Raw genomic sequence first — 21,670 nt, 5'->3', positions numbered from 1 at the left:
CAATAGAATATGCGATTTTCACCCCGCGATATTTCTTGAGTAGGGATTTTATGAAGCAGATGACGGAAAACCTGCGCAATGTGGCGTTCGTATGGCGGACTTTGCTATGGCGCCGAGATGGAAGAAGCGATGGAATTCATGGGCGGAAGGGCTGGAATCCAAGCTTGAGTGAAGCGGGGTTGAAATACCTTGACAGTGATTGGCGTCTCGCCCTAGAGTTTTCGTAAAGCAAAAATGAACTTCCACAAAGCGGAATACTTGGAAGCTGTTTTCGAAGGGAAAGCAAGTGCCATACACTCTGAACTGCTCGATCCTGCTCACCGAGCTGCCATTGCTGCAGCGCGCACAAGCCGCCAAGCAGGCGGGATTCGACAGCGTTGAATTCTGGTGGCCATTTAGCGAAGCGGCACCAAGCGACAAGCAGGTCGACGATTTCGTTGCCTCCCTCAAGAACGCCGGCGTCCAGCTCGACGGCTTGAACTTCTTCGCCGGCGACATGCCGGCAGGGGACAGGGGCCTTGTCTCCTGGATTGGGCGCGAAGCGGAATTCAAGGCAAATATCGACGTGGTTGTGGCCATCGCCCAGGCCACCGGATGCAAAGCCTTCAACGCCCTATACGGGAATCGCATCGACGGCGCCAGCCCGGCCGCCCAAGACGAACTGGCCCTGGAAAACCTGGTCGCGGCAGCGCAGGGCGTTGCCGAGGTCGGCGGCACGGTGCTCATTGAGCCGGTTTCGGGCACCGAGGCCTATCCGCTGAAAACCGCGGCCCAGGCCTTGGAAGTCGTCAACACGGTCAAGGCGCAGGGTGCGGCAAATATCGCACTGCTGGCCGACTTCTACCACCTGGCGGTCAACGGCGATGATGTCGCTGCGGTCATCGAAGCGCACGCCAAGGACTTCGGGCATATACAGATTGCCGACGCGCCAGGCCGCGGAGCCCCGGGAACTGGCAACTTGCCGCTGCAGCAGTGGATCAGCCGCTCGATGGAACTGGGCTACACCGGCAAGGTGGCCTTGGAGTACAAGCAGGATGCGGCTACCGCCTTCAACTGGCTGGCCAACGCCAACGCCTAACCGCCTACCCCACTACAGATTTTGGAGAATCACATGTCGCAGAACATCGCCTTCATCGGACTGGGCATTATGGGCCTGCCGATGGCCAAGAACTTGATCAACACCGGCTACAACGTCACTGGCTACAACCGCAGCGACAAGGCGGGCAACGAGCTGGCCGCCGCTGGCGGAACCAAGGCCGCTTCCATCGCCGAAGCCGTGGCCGACGCGGATGCAATCATCACGATGGTCCCGGATTCCCCTGATGTCCAAGCTGTCGTTCTCGGCGCGGACGGCGTTTTCGCGAACGCGAAGCCCGGCGCGCTATGGATCGACAACTCCTCGATCCGCCCCGACGTGGCCGTCGAACTGGCCGCCACGGCCCTCGATGCCGGGCTGCGCCCGCTGGATGCCCCGGTCTCCGGCGGCGAAGCCGGAGCCATCGAGGGCATGCTGTCCATCATGGTCGGCGGCGAGCAGGCTGACTTCGAGGCCGCCAAGCCGGTGCTCGAAGCGGTGGGCAAGACCATCGTGCTGGTGGGCCCTTCGGGCTCCGGGCAGACCGTGAAGGCGGCCAACCAGCTGATCGTTGCGGCCAACATCCAGGCCCTGTCCGAAGCCGTGATCTTCCTCGAAGCCTATGGCGTGGACACCGACGCGGCCATCACGGTGCTCGGCGGGGGACTGGCCGGCTCCAAGGTCCTGGACCAGAAGGCCCAGAAGATCCTGGACCGCGAATTCGCCCCCGGCTTCCGCCTGGCCCTGCACAACAAGGACATGGGCATCGTGACCTCCGCGGCCCGCGAGGCGGGGGTCGTGCTGCCCCTGGGCGCACTGGTTGCCCAGCTGGTCACCTCCACCGTGGCTTCCGGCGACGGGGCATTGGACCATTCAGGCCTCTTCCGCGGGGTACAGCGCCTGGCCGGAAAGATTGACGCCCCGGTCCCGGCCTAGCACCACCAAATCTTCCTACGGCGGGAACAACGAGGTCACCCGCTTCTTCAGCTGGCGGCTGCGCACTATCGGTTGCAGCACGACGCGCTCTGGCCCTTGGTACACGGCAAGGGTCCGGAGCGCCGCACCCGACGCGCAATGGGCTTTGTTCCAGTTCATCGCCGGCAGCTGGTGCTCAAGGAAGCGGTGTTGTGGTGACTTATGCACCTTGGCTTCCCGCCGCAGGTATCTTTTCTTTCTCCCACTCTTGCTCCAAAGGATGTATTCCCATGCCCAAGATGCGCGCAATCGACGCCGTCGTGCAGATCCTGGCCAAGGAAGGCGCCACCGAGGCGTTCGGCCTGCCAGGCGCTGCCATCAACCCGCTGTATTCGGCCATGAAGGCCCACGGCGGAATCCGCCACACCCTGCACCGCCACGTCGAGGGTGCCAGCCATGCCGCCGACGGCTACTCGCGGGCCACCGGCAAGATCGGCCTGTGCCTTGGCACCTCCGGCCCGGCCGGCACCGACATGATCACCGGGCTGTATGCCGCGATCGCCGACTCCATTCCAATGCTGTGCATCACCGGGCAGGCTCCGACCAATGTGCTGCACAAGGAAGATTTCCAGGCGGTGGACATCGAGTCCATCGCCAAGCCGGTCACCAAATACGCCTCCACCATCTTGGAACCGGGACTGGTTCCGGGCACCTTCGCCAAGGCCTTCCAGATCATGCGCTCGGGCCGGCCCGGCCCGGCACTGCTCGATTTGCCGATCAACGTGCAGATGGCCGAAATCGACTTCGACATCGACGCCTACGAGCCATTGCCGGTCCAGCAGCCGGCGGCCACCCGGGGCCAGGCCGAGAAGATCGTGGACTTGCTCCTTTCGGGAGCAAAGCCGATCATCATCGCTGGCGGCGGCATTATCAACGCCAACGCCAGTGGGCAATTGGTTGCATTGGCCGAAGAGTTGAACATCCCGATTTCCCCGACCTTGATGGGTTGGGGCTCCATCCCTGATGACCACCGCCTGCAGTCGGGCATGGTGGGCATCCAGACCCATACCAAGTGCGGCAACGCGACATTCTTGGAATCGGATGTGGTGCTTGGCCTGGGCAACCGCTGGGCCAACCGCCACACCGGAGATCTGGCCACCTACCGCGCGGGACGCAAGTTCATCCACGTGGATATCGAAGGCACGCAGATCGGCCGCGTGTTCTCCCCTGATCTGGGGATCACCTCGGATGCCGGGGCCGCCATCGACGCCATCTTGGAGGTCGTGCGCGAATGCAAGGCCGCCGGCACCCTGCCCGACTATTCGGCGTGGGCCGATGAGTGCACCGCACGCAAGTCCACCGGACACCGCAAGACCAACTTCGAGAACATCCCGATCAAGCCGCAGCGCGTCTACCAGGAAATGAACGCCGCTTTCGGACAGGACACCACCTACGTGTCCACCATCGGGTTGAGCCAGATCGCCGGCGCGCAGATGCTGCATGTCTACAAGCCGCGCAACTGGATCAATGCCGGGCAGGCCGGCCCGCTGGGCTGGACCGGACCGGCGGCCCTGGGCGTGGTGCGTGGCAAGCCCGGGGAAAAGGTCGTGGCCCTCTCCGGCGACTACGACTTCCAGTTCATGATCGAGGAGCTGGCCGTCGGCGCGCAGTTCAAGCTGCCGTACGTGCACGTGGTGGTCAACAATTCCTATTTGGGCTTGATCCGCCAGTCCCAGCGCGCCTTCGAGATGGACTACCACGTCTCCCTGGGATTCGATAACATCAACTCCCCGGAGACCAAGGGCTACGGCGTGGATCATGTGAAGGTCGCCGAAGGCTTGGGCTGCAAGGCCGTGCGCATCGAGGATCCGAGCCAGCTCGCTGCCGGATTCGCGCAGGCCAACGCGCTGGCCGAGCAGCATCAGGTGCCGGTCGTGGTGGAAGTGATCCTGGAAAAGGTCACCAACATTGCCATGGGTGCGCAACTGGACGCCGTCAATGAATTCGAAGACCTGGCCTTGGACGCCGCCGATGCACCAACCGCGTTGGTGCCGATGGCAGCCACGGCCACCGTGGGTGCGTGAAAGGGCAGTCGTCGCTGACCTCCAACCCGCAAAGTTTGGCGCGGGGCACCGGTTCACCAATATGGGTGTGCCCCGCGCCACAACAATCTAGACTTGGCATAGAGCTGCCGAGCCCCAAGAGCACCTAGCAATTAACGAGTAGGAACACCTCATGAGCATCAACGAAGCTGTTGGCCGCACATCGTCCCCGACCGCCACCGAGACCACCTATGACCTGGTGCTGCGCGGCCAGCAAGTACTGACCGCCCAAGGCATTGCCCCGCGCGAAATCGGCGTGCGCGACGGAAAGATCGTTACCGTGCAGGATTTGGGTGCCGGGCTGGCCGCAGAGCGCGTCATCGAGGTGGCCTCCGACGAGGTCCTGCTGCCCGGGCTCGTTGATACCCATGTGCATGTGAACGAGCCAGGCCGCACCGAGTGGGAAGGCTTCGAGTCGGCTACCAAGGCCGCCGCGGCCGGCGGCGTGACCACCATCGTGGACATGCCGCTGAACTCCATCCCGCCCACGGTGAACCTCGAAGCACTGGATATCAAGCGCGCGGCCGCTTCCAAGAACGCCTATGTCAACGTCGGCTTCTGGGGCGGTGCCATCCCGGGCAACAAGAAGGATTTGCGTGAGCTGCACGAGGCCGGAGTCTTCGGCTTCAAATGCTTCCTGCTGCATTCGGGAGTCGACGAGTTCCCGTCCCTGAGCGTTGGCGAGATGGAAGAGGACATGGCCGAACTGGCCTCCTTCGACTCGCTGATGATCGTGCACGCCGAGGACTCCGATATCATCGGCAACTCCCCGCAGCCGGTGGGCGGCAAGTACGCCGGCTTCCTGGACTCGCGCCCGCGCGATGCCGAGAACACCGCTATCGCGCAGGTGATCGAACGCGCCCGCAAGACCGGAGTGCGCGCCCACGTGCTGCACCTGTCCAGCTCGGATGCGCTTCAGATGATCCGCGAAGCGAAGGCCGAGGGCGTGTTGCTCACCGTGGAAACCTGCCCGCACTACCTGACCTTGCTGGCCGAGGAAATCCCCGACGGCGCCACCGCCTTCAAATGCTGCCCGCCGATCCGCGAGAACGACAACCGCGAGCTGCTCTGGAAGGGCCTGGAAGAAGGCGTCATCGACTGCATCGTTTCGGATCATTCCCCATCGACCATCGATCTGAAGGATGTGGAGAACGGCGACTTCGGCGTGGCCTGGGGCGGAGTGGCTTCGCTGCAGCTGGGCCTGCCCCTGATCTGGAGCGAGGCGAAGAAGCGCGGACTGAAGCTGGAACAGGTTGTGCAGTGGATGGGCGTGAATCCCTCGAAGCTTGCCGGCCTGAGCGCCAAGGGCAGCATCGAGGAAGGCAAGGATGCCGACTTCGCGGTCTTCGCTCCGGAGGACACCTTCGAGGTGGACGTTCAGAAGCTGCACCACAAGAACCCGATCTCCCCGTACCAGGGCAAGACGCTAAGCGGCGTGGTCCGCCGGTCCATCATTGCCGGGGCCGACGTGGACTTCCAGAAGCCAACGGGGCAGCTGATTCGCCGCGAGAGCTAGGCTCCGCAACGATCTATGGCTTCGGCATCCTGCGCAAGCAGGATGCCGAAGCCATTTTCCGCTGGAAACTCTAGCCGATCCGCAGCGGCGAACCACTGCGGTTTGCAACGTATTCATCACGTGGTTCCCGGGCGTTCCAGCAATTGATAGCAAACGCGTATCGATTGCCGTGTCACCGGCCACTGTGCCAATGCAGCCCATAGACTGGCATCCACTTGGGGATGAAGCAGTCGCAACTCTAGATAATAGGAATTGGGTATGATCGCGAATACTGCTGCCTCGATGCTGACCCAGGATGTCGACGAACTTTCCCTGGGCGAGGTCGTCCAGGCCTCCGTAGTCCTCGGGCTCGTGGTCATGGCCGTGCTGCTGGCTTTCGGGATCAAGACCTATGTCCATTGGCGCCGCCAACTCCGGAACGAGAAGCGCACCGGCTATGCTTCGCCAGCTCATTTCGCTCGTCCCGGGGAACCGGCAAATCAGGGCCGCGCGCCGCGCATCGATGTGCTTTCGCCGCTCGGGGATCTGCGCCGGCCAGGAACCTTGAACCGCGGTTTCGAAGACAGCCAATGAGGGTCGCGGCTAGAGCGGCCGCCACACGGTGGTTAGTCAAAGACGAGATTGGTAGTCTCAATATCTAGACAGGGCTGCACTCGGGTTGGCCCGCGCGATAATGGCCTGGAGGTGTAGCGGTGGTTGAGACAACCCGGGTGCACCCGGCATTGCCGCGCTTCCTGCGCTGGGCAGATCCCGAGTCACGCCTCTTGCTGGTGAGCGCAGCGCCCGAAACCGGGCGGACCTGGTTTGCAAGATCCTGGATCGGCGACCGAAAAGGTGTCGTCCATGATTTCTCGGAGCACCCATACGAAGCGCTGGAAGAACTCGAGAAGATTTCCCTGCAGCTAGCCCAGGATCCGCAGCTCCACGCTGCCGTGGTGCTTGCGCCGGGGCATACAGTGTGGCATTTGACGTTGACGGCCAAGATCCTTTTTGCCCAGCAACGCGACCTGCTTTTGGATCAAGCTGAGATCGCCGCAATGCTCGGAGACGGTGCCGGCTCCTGGGAAGCCGCCGCCGAGGTCTACAGCAACTGCGGAGGGTGGCTCGGGGCGGTCCAGCTTCTGGTGCGTGATCCTCGCCTAGCTGATCCAGCACGCCAGAAGCTGCGTGCAGCACTCTCCACTTGGCTGGCGCACCACGATCCGGAATGGGACTTGTCAGAAGCCGCTATCCTGCCAGTCTTCGACCAATCAACGGTGGAAATCTTCTACAGCCATTTCCGCTCCGACCCTCACACCCTAAACGACCTGGTCCAGGCTGGCCTCTTGCAGGAGCATCCGGAACAAGGGTGGCTGATGCCATCGATGGTGCGCGCTCTGCTGCGCGAGCGGATCCAAGCTGCCGGTGCACAGCGGATGGAGCTCCTCGAAGAGGCATCGCTCGAAGCGGTAACCAGCGTGCACGGGCTACAGGCCACTGCGGATGCCGCAATTGAACAGCAACGCTGGAGCGTGCTTAATCGGCTGGTAACTGGACACTGGAATGAGCTGCTCTTGCTGGACTTCGCGAAGTTCATCGAACTGGCCCAGCGCATCCCGCCTTTTATCTCCGGGAAGAACGCCTACTTCGGGCTGGGCCTGAGGATTCTCGACGAGTTCACGGGCAACGATTCTGGCCTGCAAGCTCCGCATCTGGCTGACGAATACCAGAAAGATTAGCTGGCGCAAGCCCTGCGGCAGGAAGCGGACCGGCACTACCTTAGCCCGGGTGCCTGGGCGGTAAGCATCGGCCTGCTGGAAATGCTCTACCTGCGGATGAACGGCATGTATGTCCAGTCCGGGGAAGCGGCGCTGCGGATGCGCAACGCGCTGCACAAAGCCTATGCGGCCAATGCGGTCAGGCCAACACTGGCAGCGCTGGCCCAGGCCCAGGCAGGCAACAGCTTATTCATGGCCGGGCTGGGAACTGAAGCGCAGCAATCCTACGAACTGGCGCTGGAATCCGCTCGGAGAACCGGCAATGCTTTCTTGCTCTCAGGCTCGGCCGGAAAACTTGCATTGCTGCATGCGCTGAAAGGCAACGCCGCTGCCGCCGCTGGCTACTTGAGCGAACACGAACAGCACCTTTCCCAAGTGAGCCGGGACATTGCGAGTGTGGATCGCGAAGCGATCCTGGCTCGCGCGTGCCTTGCGCTGAGGACCCTCGACGCGGAACTGGTGCGATTCGAGCTGTCAAAGCTTCCCCGAACCCCTGACATGAACGAATTGTGGCCGGTGCACGCCTACTTGCTAGCCGCAGAGAAGATCATCCTGGGCCTGCCATCCGCAGCGGAAAAACTCATCCTCCAACTGCGCAGGCAACGTTCCGCGTCGTCGCGAGCTCCGCTGGCGCGAGGGCTGCTTGATGACATTCTGGCCGCCGTCGCACTGCTCGAACGTTCCTATTTTTCCGAAGAGTTCGACCGCAGCGCAATCGATCCGGCATTGCTGGCAGTGAAGAACCTTGTCGATGGCGATCCGGACGCGGCCATGGCACAGCTGCGCCACGGCAGGGAATCCATGGGGCTTCGCGTTGGCAGCAACTTGGCCAAGTATGCGGAAATCATTGCGCGCAGCGCGGCAGGACCAACCGGCGAGAGTGTCGCGATGATCCGGCTGATCCATGAGGATTCAGGCGGCCTTTATGAAATTGCTATGCTCAAACTGATTCCCGGCTGGACTGCGATCGGCAGCCTGCTTGAACTCGCTCCGGAATTCGACCATCGACTCACCCGGTTGGCTGGCGAACAGCATTCCGGGCCCGTTGCCCGGCCCGCACTCACACCCCGTGAACGGGAGGTGCTCTGGCACCTGCGCGAGGGAAAGAGCCGGAAGGAAATAGCCGAAGAAACTTTCCGGTCGGAGAACACCATCAAGACCCAAATCCGAAGCCTGTACCGGAAACTTGGGGCAACGAGCCTGGAACAAATGCTGCTCCAAGCACGGACCTTGGGGCTTTGAATCCTAGGAAGAATTGGCCAGAAGGGTGAATTCCAGGGTGAAACGATTAAACGCGGATCTGAAATTGCACCGGAGGGCCAATTCTGTGGCTAGGCGCAGCGTGATAGGCATTTGTGGCCCGCATTACCCCAAGCGAGATCGTTGGCTGGTTTCTCGCCTGCCCGTCGCAGCCGCGAATCGAGGACCAGCAAATGCTGTCGAATGGTGCGGAAACCCCGGTTAGCTTGCTTATTCGGAGCATTTTCCTCCATCCAGGTCTCTGACTGGGAAGCCAGGGGCGCAAAGGGAAGCCCCAGGTCTCTGCATCCGGCGGGGAACGCATACCGGGAACGCGGGCTCGGTAATGGATCCGGTACATGTGAAAGAGCTGAAAATTATGGTTCGCACGTCAAATCCCGGGTGATTCTCGCGCGGTTATGGTTCTAGTTGGCCTAAGGAAAAATCCTGAATCCGATTGAACTCGTACATTCCCGGAGGACACAATAAATGTATAGACGGCGTTCTGCGTCTGGAGATGCATCCACACCAGATCAATTACCCATTAGAACCAGTGGCGCACTGCGCTCGGTCCTGGCAATCATGCTGGCCGTGCTATTGTCCTTCGGTTCGGTGATGGGTATGGGTGGAACCATCGCTGCGGCCGCGACTCCCGGTATCAGCGTTGATGTCAATCTCGGCAACGAGAAATTCGATGGCACATCCGTAGTCACCGAGAACCAGCAGCTGACCATGATGCTCCAGTACGACGGAACCAAGGTGGTTCCGGGATCGACCGTGGCCATCAAGCTCGGTGCGAACGTGTCCGTGGCTTCTGTTCCGGCCGGCAATGATGCGGTGAAGTCCATCCAGCAGGATCCCAATGATCCGAACACCGTGCTGGTGACCTTCGCCGACCCATGGCCCGCTGGCAGCGGCCAGGGCGTCCTCGCCCTGGATTTCGTAGTGAACCCGGTCGAAAACAGCTCGCTGGATAAGATCTCCTGGTCGGTTGACGGCGAAGAGAGCTCGCTTGAGGTGATCATCAAGAACGGCGGCGACGAATTCGCCAACGTGAATGACGGCTCGAGCAAGCACATTTCCAAAAACGGCAATCTGAACAAGTTCATGAAATACGATCCGGATACCCAGAAGGTCAGCGTTGACCCGGCGGTCATCGGTGCGCCAGTGGAGTACACCCTCACCGTTGGCACCAATGCCGCTAATCCGGGCTATGCAATTTCCGATGTCCTGCCGGAAACCATGTCTTATATAGCGGGCTCGTTCACCGCGGCGCAAAGCACCTGGGACGAGAACGGCTTGAACAAGGCCCAATCCGCCGTGGAATTCGCCCCCGTCGTCAACGGGAGTACCTTTGCTGGCGAGCTGGATCTGCCAGGTCCTTCCCAGACCGTGATCACCTACAAGGCCGCCGTTGCCGATGAGTCCGCACGCGCAGCCCTGGAAGCACAGCTGCAGGCCGAAGCGGACAAGGTCAACAAGGAAAATGGCGGCAGCTACCGCGTCAACCTGAAGAACACCGCAACCTTGGGTGAGGCGGACCGCGAAGCGACCATGAGCATCGGCGGAAACATCGCCGGTACCGTTTCCGGCCTGCCCGGACCGAACAGCGGCGGACTGAAGAAGAGCGCTAACTGGAGCTCGCAGAACGTCGATCCTGCCGAGGACGGCACCCTGGATCCCGCCCAGGACATCACTTATACCATCGCCTCGGATCTGCGCTCCTGGGACGGTTCCAACGTCAAGAAGACTCTGACGGATAACGTCATCATCTCCGATGCATTGCCGACCCAAGCCACCTGGAATACCGGGGACCCTTCCTTCGTGACCGCTACGGGCATCGAGCTGGAGCAGATTGCTCCGGTCGCCCTGGCCGCTTTTGCCGGCGACGACTACGTGGGAACGTACTTCGTTGAGGGCCAGAAGATGCACATCAACATCGGCAAGGGAACCGATCTGAATGTATCGGTCAGCGCGAAGGCCACGATCCACACCGTCAGCGGCCTTTCCAAAGGCTGGACCGATGTACCGGGCCAAAGCAAGTACCAGCTGGCAAACCGCGCCGAATGGAAACTGAACACGGAATACGGGCCGGGCAAGAATGGGTACAACAACGTTGTGAACCTGCTGGCCCAGGAATCCAATGAGGAAGGGTTCAACGCACCGAACTACTTCAAGAAGAGGAGCGATGCAGCCATGGTCGAGATTGATCCCGGCACTTCGGCTCCGGTGAAGTACACCTTTACCGTTGGGGCAGGCAAGGGCATCGACCTGACCAAGAGCACGATCATCGACTACGTGGACACCAAGGTCTTCGAGGTCAGCGACCTCGAGCAGATTGCCTCGCAGATTACCGCCACCTACGAATGGTGGCGCACCATGGCGCCCGAAGATTTCACTGTCTCGCTCAATGACCAGCAGCAGCTGGTCATCAAGCTGAGCGAAGCCGGCGCCGGCAAGGTCGCCGAGTGGGGAATCGACAAGCAGTTCTCCCTTGACCTGACGCTGAACACCAAGGAATTCGCTGGAAAGCAGACCTTGCAGATCAAGAACAAGGCCACCCTCTTCGGCGAAGACGGCAAGGCGTTGTACTGGTCCGAGGCCGTGAGCGAAGCGACCTCGTACGGCGACGAAGCGGAGATCCGCAAGAGCGTGCGCGACAGCCCGAACCAGGACTGGACCCAGAATCTTCGCGCTGAAGTCGATCCGGACGGGAAACTGGTCCAGCCGAAGTACGTATACAACGTGGCACTGATTCCCCACGGCAACTACACCGGTGTCAAGATCTTCGACGTCGTTGACGTGCTGCCAGCGGGAATGAAATTCCTCGGGTTCGTCCCGGATTCCAGCGTTGATTCCCACATCAATGCGAGCATGGATGTCCAGGACCTGAAGGGCAACGTCCAGGCCCGCTACGACGCTCCGAGCGCCGATGCTCCGTCCGGCACCGTGGTGCTGTACCAGAAGCAGGGTACGGTACTTGATGCCTCGCAGGGTGCTGCCTCGGTGAACGTCCTCGTCGAGATCGTTGATTTCGAAGCAGACGTGGCAATCGAGAACATCATCGGCAGCACGAAGGCAACGATTACGCCGACCGATGGCTACCCGCTGTCTATTTCCAAGGTCGATGCAGAAGATACTCTCAACGTCATCTCGGATGAGAACGCCCGCTTCCAGATCCTGGACGCTGAAGGCACGGTTGTCGTCGATGATGTCTTTGTCATGGACGGTGCCCTGCGCGTGGCTTCCGGCGAGGAAATCAAGAACGTGACGGTTCCCGCCCCAGGCACCTACAAGGTCAAGGAAGTCGTTGCCCCAGCAGGGTATGAGCTTTCCGAAGAACTGCTGGAGGTCACCGTTGCCGCGGACGGCTCGTCCGAAGCCGCCGTCTTCTACAACGTCCCGGGAGAGGCGCCGGCCAAGACCTTTGCCGTAGGCGACTACGTTTGGGTTGATGGCAACAAGGACGGCGTCCAGGGTGATGCCGAGGTCCTTGAAGGCGTCAAGGTCGCTCTACTTGATGGCAATGGCGAGGTCGTCAGCGAGACGGCCACCGATGCCAACGGCCGCTATATCTTCGATGAATTGCCAGCTGGCGATTACCAGGTGAAGTTCGAGCTGACCGAAGAGCAGGCTGCGAAGTACGAGTTCACTTCGCAGGATGCTGGCGAGGATGATGCCACCGACTCGGATGCTGATCCGCAGACCGGCCTGACCATCAAGTTCACCCTGGACGAGCAGAACACCGCCCTGACCAAGGAATACTCTGATCAGGAAGTCAAGGCTACCGAGGGTATCGACCCGACGTGGGATGCCGGTGTAGTCCTGAAGCAGGAACCGAAGGTTTCTGTTGGCGACTACGTCTGGGTTGATGAGAACAAGGATGGCATCCAGGACGATGCCGAGCCTGGGATCGAAAACGTCGTTCTCACCCTGGTTGGCCCTGAGGGCGAACCGGTGATCGATGTTAACGGTGATCCTGTAGGACCGACCACCACCGACGAAAACGGCTTCTACACCTTCGAGAATCTTCCGGTTCTCGAAGACGGACAGTCGTACACCGTGATTATCGACCAGGAAGCTTCCAAGGAGCCATTGGCTCCTTATGTTCCAACGGTTGAGAACGGCACCGATCGCGAAGGCGATTCCTCGACTTGGGAAGCCAAGTCCGAGGGGCTGACCAACGACGGCGACCGCGATCCAACCCTGGACTTCGGATTTGTCGTCAAGCCAGTCCCGACCGAGCCTGTTGAGCCGACCGAGCCGACTGTGGATCCGACGGAACCTACTGTTGACCCGACTGAGCCTGTTGAGCCGACCGAGCCGACTGTGGATCCGACTGAGCCGACTGTGGATCCGACTGAGCCGACTGTGGATCCGACTGAGCCGACTGTGGATCCTACGGAACCGACTGTGGATCCGACTGAGCCGACTGTGGATCCTACGGAACCTACTGTTGACCCGACTGAGCCGACTGTGGATCCGACCGAGCCGACTGTGGATCCTACGGAACCTACTGTTGACCCGACTGAGCCGACTGTGGATCCTACGGAACCTACTGTTGACCCGACTGAGCCGACTGTGGATCCTACGGAACCTACTGTTGACCCGACTGAGCCGACTGTGGATCCTACGGAACCTACTGTTGACCCGACTGAGCCGACTGTGGATCCTACGGAACCTACTGTTGACCCGACTGAGCCGACTGTGGATCCTACGGAACCTACTGTTGACCCGACTGAGCCTGTTGAGCCGACCGAGCCGACTGTAGATCCTACGGAACCTACTGTTGACCCGACTGAGCCGACTGTGGACCCTACGGAACCTACTGTTGACCCGACTGAGCCGACTGTGGACCCTACGGAACCTACTGTTGAGCCGACCGAGCCTACTGATCCGGTTGAGCCTACTGACTCGACTGATCCGGCTGAGCCTACTGACTCGACTGATCCGGCTGAGCCTACTGACTCGACTGATCCGGCTGAGCCTACTGACTCGACTGTGGGTTCTACGGAACCTAGTGAATCCGATGAAGCCGAGGAAAACGTCGTTCAGAAGTCGACTCCGACTGAGGACTCATCCGAAGCTCCGCAGTCGTCCGAAAAGGATGACAAGCTTGCAGACACCGGGTTCACTGCGATGTACGTGTTGATTGCTGGACTCCTCTTGGCAGCTGCCGGTGTGCTGATGTCTCGGCGCAGCAACCGCCGTCATGGCTGAAGCCTATGAATCGAATGAGGCTATGAACTGTTCATCGAGCAGGCTCTAGCGATCGTCGTAAGATCGACCATCTAGGCTGTTGACGAAAGTGGCTCTTCAGGAATAAGAGTGTAACCACCTGAAACCAACACCCCGATTCCCGGGCATGTCGCCGAGCACGAAAAAGTCGAGGTCTTCCAGAAGAATGGAAGTTACTACACTAGCCATTTTCGAAAGACCTCGACGTTGCTCAATCCTACCTTCACCGCACCAGACCTCACCACTTTCACCAATCTTGACGGCTTGGGACTGACCGCAATCGGGCAACACCTGAGCGCAGCGAAAGCCGAAATCCTCTGCCACGTCACCAACCCGATCCCTTGGTGCCAAACCTGCGGAGCAGCAGGCATTCCACGCGATACCGTCACCCGCCGCCTCGCCCACGAACCATTGGGCTGGCGTCCCACTGTCCTAGTCATCAAACACCGCCGCTACCGTTGCGCCAATTGCCAACGAGTCTGGCGTGAAGAGCTGTCCCAAGCAGTAGCGCCACGCCAGAAAATCAGCAGGACCGGGCTACGCTGGGCGCTGGTTGGACTGGTCTGCCACCACTTGTCAGTCTCCCGAATTGCCGAAGGCCTCGGCGTCACCTGGAATACCGCCAATGAGGCTGTGCTGGCTGAAGGTCAACGCTTACTGATTGATGATCCAACCCGCTTCGACGGGGTCAAAGTGCTGGGAGTCGATGAACATGTTTGGCGGCATACCCGAACCGGCGACAAATACGTCACCGTGATTGTGGACCTCACCGCGGTGCGTGACGGCACCGGTACCGCACGACTGATCGACATGGTCCCTGGAAGATCCAAAGCTGTATTCAAAACCTGGCTGGCTGATCAAGAAGAACAATGGAAACAGGGCATTGAAGTCGTCGCAATGGACGGTTTCACCGGCTTCAAAACAGCTGCCGTCGAGGAGCTACCCCACGCGGTGGAGGTGTTGGATCCATTCCATGTAGTCAAACTAGGTTCCGAGGCGCTGGACCAGACCCGGCAACGGATTCAACGTGAGCAACATGGGCGTCGAGGACGCAAGGATGACCCGCTTTACAAGTGCAGGCGAACGCTGACCACGGGACTATCCTTGGCTACGGAAAAGCAGAAGACCAAGCTTGAAGACCTGTTCAAGGAGCCGGAGTATGAGCCGGTTCAATTGGTCTGGAGCGTGTATCAGAAGATGGTGGATGCCTACCGGCAACCGAAGCCCGAGGTCGGACGGTGGGCCTTGGAGCAACTGATCAACGAAGTTGGCACGAAGGTACCGAAAGGGTTGCCGGAGCTGAAAAAGCTCGGCGGCACCCTGCGCAGGAGGAAGACGGACATTCTCGCGTACTTTGATCATATTGGTAGTTCGAATGGTCCTACCGAGGCTTTGAATGGCAGGTTGGAGCATCTGCGAGGTATCGCGTTGGGGTTCAAGAATCTGGCGCACTATATCGCCCGGTCGTTGTTGGAGACCGGTGGGTTTAGACGGCGTTTACACCCTCAATCCTGAAGAGCCGCCAAACCTGCGGAGCAGCAGGCATTCCACGCGATACCGTCACTCGCCGCCTCGCCCACGAACCATTGGGCTGGCGTCCCACTGTCCTAGTCATCAAACACCGCCGCTACCGTTGCGCCAATTGCCAACGAGTCTGGCGTGAAGAGCTGTCCCAAGCAGTAGCGCCACGCCAGAAAATCAGCAGGACCGGGCTACGCTGGGCGCTGGTTGGACTGGTCTGCCACCACTTGTCAGTCTCCCGAATTGCCGAAGGCCTCGGCGTCACCTGGAATACCGCCAATGAGGCTGTGCTGGCTGAAGGTCAACGCTTACTGATTGATGATCCAACCCGCTTCGACGGGGTCAAAGTGCTGGGAGTCGATGAACATGTTTGGCGGCATACCCGAACCGGCGACAAATACGTCACCGTGATTGTGGACCTCACCGCGGTGCGTGACGGCACCGGTACCGCACGACTGATCGACATGGTCCCTGGAAGATCCAAAGCTGTATTCAAAACCTGGCTGGCTGATCAAGAAGAACAATGGAAACAGGGCATTGAAGTCGTCGCAATGGACGGTTTCACCGGCTTCAAAACAGCTGCCGTCGAGGAGCTACCCCACGCGGTGGAGGTGTTGGATCCATTCCATGTAGTCAAACTAGGTTCCGAGGCGCTGGACCAGACCCGGCAACGGATTCAACGTGAGCAACATGGGCGTCGAGGACGCAAGGATGACCCGCTTTACAAGTGCAGGCGAACGCTGACCACGGGACTATCCTTGGCTACGGAAAAGCAGAAGACCAAGCTTGAAGACCTGTTCAAGGAGCCGGAGTATGAGCCGGTTCAATTGGTCTGGAGCGTGTATCAGAAGATGGTGGATGCCTACCGGCAACCGAAGCCCGAGGTCGGACGGTGGGCCTTGGAGCAACTGATCAACGAAGTTGGCACGAAGGTACCGAAAGGGTTGCCGGAGCTGAAAAAGCTCGGCGGCACCCTGCGCAGGAGGAAGACGGACATTCTCGCGTACTTTGATCATATTGGTAGTTCGAATGGTCCTACCGAGGCTTTGAATGGCAGGTTGGAGCATCTGCGAGGTATCGCGTTGGGGTTCAAGAATCTGGCGCACTATATCGCCCGGTCGTTGTTGGAGACCGGTGGGTTTAGACGGCGTTTACACCCTCAATCCTGAAGAGCCACGAAAGTTCGCGCATACGCCCGACTGGAAATAATTTTCCAGTCGGGCGTTTTGCGTATCCGGACGATGTGCAAAAACGGACAGTTGCTCCAAACCGCCCTGAGCTTGACTCAACAGGTCTGCCCGTATGGGGTGTTGCTGATTCCTTGTCCGTCCAGTGCCCTCATCAGAACCTCGACTTCAAGGGATTTGTGGATCTCAGGACGTCTCGATCAAATCACTGGTCATCCTGAATTTCAGGCACTTGTTTTTCTCCGCCCGGCGAGCCATCAGCGAAAAGCCGCCAAGATTTAGGGCCCTCCGTTGAAACCAGTATTGGGCTGACACGTGCAGCTCTCGCCATCACGGGGATTGCTTGCTCGCCGATACGTATTGTCAGAATTTCTGCGAAAGTGCCGTCACGAAGTAGGCCCCAATGCCCTCTACCTCTATGGATCCATCGAATGGATGTTCATCGTTGGCAAGAAAACACGTGCCCAAGAAATCTCCAAACCACTCCGGCACGGCATGGGGAATCTCGTTTTCTACGCTGCCGCCAGGACGAGCCTCAAAAACGAAGTGGATCCGCTTCTGAACGCTCCATAGAAAGGGAACGTCATGAGTATGACACTCGCAATCTTCGGCATTGTGGCCTCTATAACGGCGGTCTTCAGCGCATTGAGTCGGCGGGGCCGCCGATGGCTGGTGCGCGACTTTACGCATTACAAGACCATCATTATTGCCTGGATTACTGGCAACTTGGTACTCATCGCTGCGGCCTGCTTGCATCTTCTTTCCCAAGAGCAGTCGGAAATCGGGGCAGTAGTGGCCATAATGATGGCCATCTCGCTGTTGATTTTCTGTCTGACGATGTTGGCGTTGCAACGAAGGCCTCAGAACAACACCCGTCCGCGACGCTTCCTGGCTGTCGGAGCGCATCCCGATGATGTCGAGCTGGCTTGCGGTGCAACCATCGCGAAACTGGTCGATGCCGGCCATGATGTGCGTATTGTCGTCATGTCGCAGGGCGAAAGCGGCGGACATGCTCCTCGCAGGATTCAAGAAGCCCGACGCGGAGCTGGTTATCTGGGCGCCCAGTCCCATACGGTGTGGTCCTTTTGCGATACGCGGCTGTCGGAGAATTCCAACCTGATGGTTGCAGCGATCGAGGAGGAAATCGCTGCTTTCGAACCGGATGTCGTGCTGACTCATTCAGCTACTGATATCCACCAAGACCACGAGGCGGTGCACCGTGCAGTAATGCGCGCCGGGAGGCGACTGCCCTCCATACTCTGCTTCGAGAGCCCCTCTGTGGGCAACGATTTCTCTCCAAGCTTCTTCGTTGACGTCGAGAACTACACCAACGTCAAAGTCGAAGCCATCAAACTCCATGCAGATCAGCGGAACAAACCCTATATGACCCGTGCACGGATCGAGTCCATGGCTAATTTCCGTGGCAATCAGGTCAAGCAGCAGCGGGCCGAAGGATTCGAAGTAATGCGCCTCGTATCAACTACAGTGGGGGATTTCTAATGAAGATCCTAGTCACCGGGGTCGGCGGCCCAGCAGGAAGCTCGCTTGCCCGCCAGCTGCATGCGCGAGGACACAGCGTCATCGGCGCTGACATGGTGCCAACTATTGATCCGCTGCTCGACGCCTTCCACCAGGTTCCCGCAGCCAGCGACCAGCAGTACCCCACTCGGCTTCAAGAGATTGTTCTCGAGCATTCAGTTGAACTGGTTATCCCGACCGTCAGCGAAGAACTCCCGGTCCTTTCGGCAGCGCGCATCCGAGAACTGCTGGAATTGGCCGGAGCCCGATTGCTGATTTCCTCAGAAGAATCCGTGCTGATCAGCGATGACAAGTACTACACGATGCTGACTTTGCGAGGGGACAATGTGCCCGTCCCAGACTTTGCCCGGATCAACGCCGGCAACAGCGAAGCCTTGGCACAGTTCAGCCCGGAAGAGCAGATCATCATCAAGCCACGCGTATCGCGCGGAGGGCGAGGTGTCCGACTGGTTACGGCAGGGGATCTCGGGGCGGGCCGCGTATCGGCTGGCACGCGGGATGTGGTGCAGCGCTTTGCCCCCGGACGCGAATTCGCGCCGATGATCTTCAGGAACCCTGATACCGGGGACATCGAGGCCTGCGTGGTGGTGGAGAAGACCGAACTGCGCGAAGGGCTTGTGGGCAACGCAGTATCGGTGCGCCGCTGCGAGTTGGACGATCCAATCGCCGCGCATGTGGCGCGGATCGTCAGGAGTGCGGTGCAGTCGCTCGAACTGGTCGGGCCGGTAGACATGGACGTGCGCCTGGGCGGCGATGGGCAACCGGTGGTGCTCGAGGTCAATGCCCGTTTTGGAGCCAACAGCCAGTCGGCGCCGGAACTGCTGGATGCTGCATTGCGCTTGGCCGGGGTGGCGTCCACGGCGCAAGCTGGCTGTGCATGAGCTCGGCACTTGTTCTTGGCTATTACACGCTGACCACGGTCATCCTTTCCGTGGGTGTGTTGAAGCTGCTGCTGATCCCCTTGGCCTTGCTTTTTGAATGCCGCAGGGGCCTGCTCTTCACCCGCAGTGGGAAGCTTTCCGCGTTACCGCCTGGCAGCCGGGCAAACGCGGTCATTCGTCCCCGCCGCCAAACCCGGGCGTCGAGGCATTTCGGGCTGACCCCGGACTACAAGGTATCGGTAATCATCCCGGCCTACAACGAGGAAGTGGTGTTGCGCGCCTGCGTTGAATCAATTGTGCGCAACAAGGGAAACCTCGCTGAAGTGGTGATTGTCGATGACGGATCCACCGATGGCACCGCACGGCTGATGCATGAGCTGGCGCAGGAACATCGCCTGGTGCGGGCCATCAGCCAGGAGAACGCCGGCAAAGGCGCGGCACTTAATCGCGGGATAGCCGTCGCTACTGGAGAGATCCTGGTTTTTGTCGATGCCGACGGAATTTTTTCGCCGGTGACTATTCCGTGGTTGCTCACTGGATTCCGTGATGGGAAAGTCGGCGCGGTCTGCGGTGATGACCGGCCTGTAAACCTGGACAGGGTGCTGACCAAGATGCTTTCGGTCCTTTCGCATCTGGGAACGGGTGTTGTGCGGCGGGCGCTGTCCTTGATTCATTGCTTGCCAGTAGTTTCCGGGAACATAGGCGCATTCCGTGCCGATCTGGTCAGGGAGCTTGGCGGGTTCCGCACCGATACGGTTGGAGAGGACTTGGAATTGACCTGGCGCTTCTACGGTGCCGGATATCGTGTGGTTTTTGAACCACGCGCGATTGTCCTGGCGGAGTCGCCTTCTACGCTGCAGGCGTTGTGGAAGCAACGTGTCCGCTGGGCACGGGGCCTGCTGCAATCGATCAAGATACATTGGCGGATGCACGGCAACCTCCGGTTCGGGCCCTTCGGCGTATTCCTGCTGTTCAATTTCCTCACGATGGTGGTGGTGCCCCTGGCCCAGATCCTGGTGCTTGCGGGGTTGCTCTATTTCATCCCTGCCGGGTTAATTACCTTCGGCGGCGGCGAAGAAGCAACCTTAATTGGACGCACCGCGATGGTCATCGGTTGGATTGGCATCGGAGTCACCCTGGCTTCGGTGGTTCTTGGCATCGCGCTGAACACAGCATGGAGGGATCTGGCGAACCTATGGACCCTTCCGCTATGGCCGTTCTACGCCACGGGGATGGGGCTCACCATGCTCGCAGCGGTCGCGTTTGAAATCCGCGGGAGGCCAGCCAAATGGAACAAGCTGCAAAGAACCGGTGTCATTTCCAGCGGTGAGTTCTCTGCCATTCTCGGAAGCAGATCATGAGCACGGCAAAGAACCAACATCAACGCCGGAAACTGGCAGTGGCAGCCATTGCGGGGTTGGCGATCATTTTTTCGCTGGCCGCCTACTACATGACCGGATTCCAGACTTCTACAGCGCATCAACCGGCCCCGACGCCGGACCCCAAGGTGGTCGCGCCGTTGCCCCCGCAGCGTGCCTGCCAAGATTCCCCTCGCGCAGACGGCGCCAGTTCCCCTGGAGACGACTTCAGTATGCACCTCACCAAAACAGGCTCCCAACATCCCCAATTCTCCAGAGTGGTGAACGTCGGTTTTGAAGATATCACCGCCGAAGATCCTGCCCGCATCCCGGAAATTGCCCGCCGTTTGGATTCGGTCAACGCGACGGGAGTATCGCTCTCCATTGGACGTCTCGACTGGGTGGCTTTCCCCTGGCCAGCCCAACGTGATGTCGAATCAAGCGAAGTCGCGCAAACTGGTCGGGACTACGTTGCCGAAGCGATTAGTGCCTTCCGCTGCGATGCGCAGGGCAAACGTCGAGCAATCTACTTGAATATCGATACCCTGCTGGGCAGAGAGTTGGAACGCCAGCCATCGCTAGCAGGAATCAACACCGAGGGACATCCATCCAAGAACTGGGCAAGTATTTCGGCGTGGAAAGAGGGCGGACTTGAAACAAGGCTTGTCGGGCTGGTCAGCGAAGCGGTTCGGCGCTATGCACCCGATGGCATCAACGTCACCGAGCTGATGTTCCCCAGCTACACGTTCGGCGATGATGACTTGAAGAATTTCGAGAAGTTCAGCGAGCGCTCTGATTGGCCAAGGTCGGCTGACGGAACGATTGATTCCACGTCAGAGCAAATCTATCTATGGCGGTCAAAGACGGTCACCTCCATCATGAAGAAAGTGGCTGACAGCTTGGACGAAACCGGTCCGGTGCTCACCATGGATGTGCGCTCACCTGCCAACGAGGATCCAAGGGGGCGCCCTGATTCCGGCCAAGACTACGGGCAGCTTCTGCAGGTGGTCGACCGCCTGAACATCTGGAATTTCCGGGGCATTGCATCGTCCAATCGGTTTTCGACAAACGAATTGGTGCAGCGGTACATCAAGCAGGAACCTGAAAAGTATTCCTTGGAAATCGGGCTTTGGGAAGGCGAAGGCGCCATGGGCAGCAGTTCCGTGAGCAAGGAACTGCGGAATGCCGAGGACCATTCATTGCTGCATGTCTCCATTACCCCCACTTCATTGATGGACGACAGCATCTGGTCCGTTTTGGAAGGTGCCTGGAGCCAGCTTCCTGACGCGCGCCAGGATGCGGGGTAGCCGCGGAATCTATGCGAATTCCAGCCCGAAGAAAA

Annotated in this window: 13 protein-coding genes and 1 pseudogene; all 14 read left to right on the top strand. The window is 59.6% G+C overall.

The features are described from left to right. Positions 1-286: 286 nt before the first annotated feature. Positions 287-1,078 (top strand): hydroxypyruvate isomerase family protein, encoded by a 792-nt coding sequence (locus tag AARI_RS17315; RefSeq protein WP_013350535.1) that lies wholly within the window; start codon positions 287-289, stop codon positions 1,076-1,078. 33 nt (positions 1,079-1,111) lie between these two features. Further along, the gene (locus tag AARI_RS17310; RefSeq protein WP_013350534.1) at positions 1,112-2,011 is read left to right on the top strand and encodes a 2-hydroxy-3-oxopropionate reductase; all 900 of its coding nucleotides are present in this window, start codon (positions 1,112-1,114) and stop codon (positions 2,009-2,011) included. Positions 2,012-2,280: 269 nt separating this feature from the next. Then, positions 2,281-4,074, top strand: a complete 1,794-nt coding sequence (gcl, locus tag AARI_RS17300; protein ID WP_013350532.1) for a glyoxylate carboligase — start codon at positions 2,281-2,283, stop codon at positions 4,072-4,074. Positions 4,075-4,225: 151 nt separating this feature from the next. Beyond that, a complete protein-coding gene (gene allB / locus AARI_RS17295) occupies positions 4,226-5,608 on the top strand; it encodes an allantoinase AllB (RefSeq protein WP_013350531.1) in 1,383 nt (460 codons plus the stop codon). Between the two features lie 258 nt (positions 5,609-5,866). Beyond that, complete coding sequence (locus tag AARI_RS17290; protein WP_013350530.1) at positions 5,867-6,181, top strand: hypothetical protein; 315 nt, start codon at positions 5,867-5,869, stop codon at positions 6,179-6,181. A 119-nt stretch (positions 6,182-6,300) separates the two neighbouring features. Further along, positions 6,301-7,326 (top strand): hypothetical protein, encoded by a 1,026-nt coding sequence (locus AARI_RS17285; RefSeq protein ID WP_013350529.1) that lies wholly within the window; start codon positions 6,301-6,303, stop codon positions 7,324-7,326. 81 nt (positions 7,327-7,407) lie between these two features. Further along, entirely contained in the window at positions 7,408-8,607 is a 1,200-nt protein-coding gene (locus tag AARI_RS17280) for a helix-turn-helix transcriptional regulator (RefSeq protein WP_081461191.1), read from the top strand. Positions 8,608-9,186: 579 nt separating this feature from the next. Then, positions 9,187-13,824 (top strand): SdrD B-like domain-containing protein, encoded by a 4,638-nt coding sequence (locus tag AARI_RS20310; protein ID WP_049862691.1) that lies wholly within the window; start codon positions 9,187-9,189, stop codon positions 13,822-13,824. Positions 13,825-14,049: 225 nt separating this feature from the next. Next, positions 14,050-15,357, top strand: a complete 1,308-nt coding sequence (locus AARI_RS17270) for an ISL3-like element ISAar19 family transposase (RefSeq protein ID WP_013347368.1) — start codon at positions 14,050-14,052, stop codon at positions 15,355-15,357. Positions 15,358-15,365: 8 nt separating this feature from the next. Then, a pseudogene (locus AARI_RS17265) lies at positions 15,366-16,532 on the top strand (ISL3-like element ISAar19 family transposase); the annotation flags it as partial. A gap of 609 nt (positions 16,533-17,141) precedes the next feature. After that, positions 17,142-18,050, top strand: a complete 909-nt coding sequence (locus tag AARI_RS17260; protein ID WP_157867187.1) for a PIG-L deacetylase family protein — start codon at positions 17,142-17,144, stop codon at positions 18,048-18,050. After that, complete coding sequence (locus AARI_RS17255) at positions 18,050-18,970, top strand: ATP-grasp domain-containing protein (RefSeq protein WP_013350525.1); 921 nt, start codon at positions 18,050-18,052, stop codon at positions 18,968-18,970. The genes AARI_RS17260 and AARI_RS17255 overlap by 1 nt, the downstream gene beginning before the upstream one ends. Then, on the top strand, positions 18,967-20,331 hold the full coding sequence (locus AARI_RS17250) for a glycosyltransferase (protein ID WP_013350524.1): 1,365 nt from the start codon (positions 18,967-18,969) through the stop codon (positions 20,329-20,331). The genes AARI_RS17255 and AARI_RS17250 overlap by 4 nt, the downstream gene beginning before the upstream one ends. Continuing rightward, complete coding sequence (locus AARI_RS17245; RefSeq protein ID WP_013350523.1) at positions 20,328-21,635, top strand: glycoside hydrolase family 10 protein; 1,308 nt, start codon at positions 20,328-20,330, stop codon at positions 21,633-21,635. The genes AARI_RS17250 and AARI_RS17245 overlap by 4 nt, the downstream gene beginning before the upstream one ends. Positions 21,636-21,670 lie beyond the last annotated feature (35 nt).

Origin of the sequence: Glutamicibacter arilaitensis Re117 (assembly GCF_000197735.1) — a bacterium.
Taxonomy (GTDB): domain Bacteria; phylum Actinomycetota; class Actinomycetes; order Actinomycetales; family Micrococcaceae; genus Glutamicibacter; species Glutamicibacter arilaitensis.
Note: the sequence above shows the minus strand (reverse complement) of the source record. Positions and strands in the feature narration are given on the sequence as shown.

What these genes read in the sequence shown, in the direction of transcription:
- AARI_RS17250 (WP_013350524.1), top strand. Translation starts at nt 18,967, where the DNA reads ATGAGCTCGGCACTTGTTCTTGGCTATTACACGCTGACCACGGTCATC.
- AARI_RS17310 (WP_013350534.1), top strand. Translation starts at nt 1,112, where the DNA reads ATGTCGCAGAACATCGCCTTCATCGGACTGGGCATTATGGGCCTGCCG.
- AARI_RS17245 (WP_013350523.1), top strand. Translation starts at nt 20,328, where the DNA reads ATGAGCACGGCAAAGAACCAACATCAACGCCGGAAACTGGCAGTGGCA.
- gcl (WP_013350532.1), top strand. Translation starts at nt 2,281, where the DNA reads ATGCCCAAGATGCGCGCAATCGACGCCGTCGTGCAGATCCTGGCCAAG.
- allB (WP_013350531.1), top strand. Translation starts at nt 4,226, where the DNA reads ATGAGCATCAACGAAGCTGTTGGCCGCACATCGTCCCCGACCGCCACC.
- AARI_RS20310 (WP_049862691.1), top strand. Translation starts at nt 9,187, where the DNA reads ATGCTGGCCGTGCTATTGTCCTTCGGTTCGGTGATGGGTATGGGTGGA.
- AARI_RS17260 (WP_157867187.1), top strand. Translation starts at nt 17,142, where the DNA reads ATGACACTCGCAATCTTCGGCATTGTGGCCTCTATAACGGCGGTCTTC.
- AARI_RS17280 (WP_081461191.1), top strand. Translation starts at nt 7,408, where the DNA reads ATGCTCTACCTGCGGATGAACGGCATGTATGTCCAGTCCGGGGAAGCG.
- AARI_RS17290 (WP_013350530.1), top strand. Translation starts at nt 5,867, where the DNA reads ATGATCGCGAATACTGCTGCCTCGATGCTGACCCAGGATGTCGACGAA.
- AARI_RS17255 (WP_013350525.1), top strand. Translation starts at nt 18,050, where the DNA reads ATGAAGATCCTAGTCACCGGGGTCGGCGGCCCAGCAGGAAGCTCGCTT.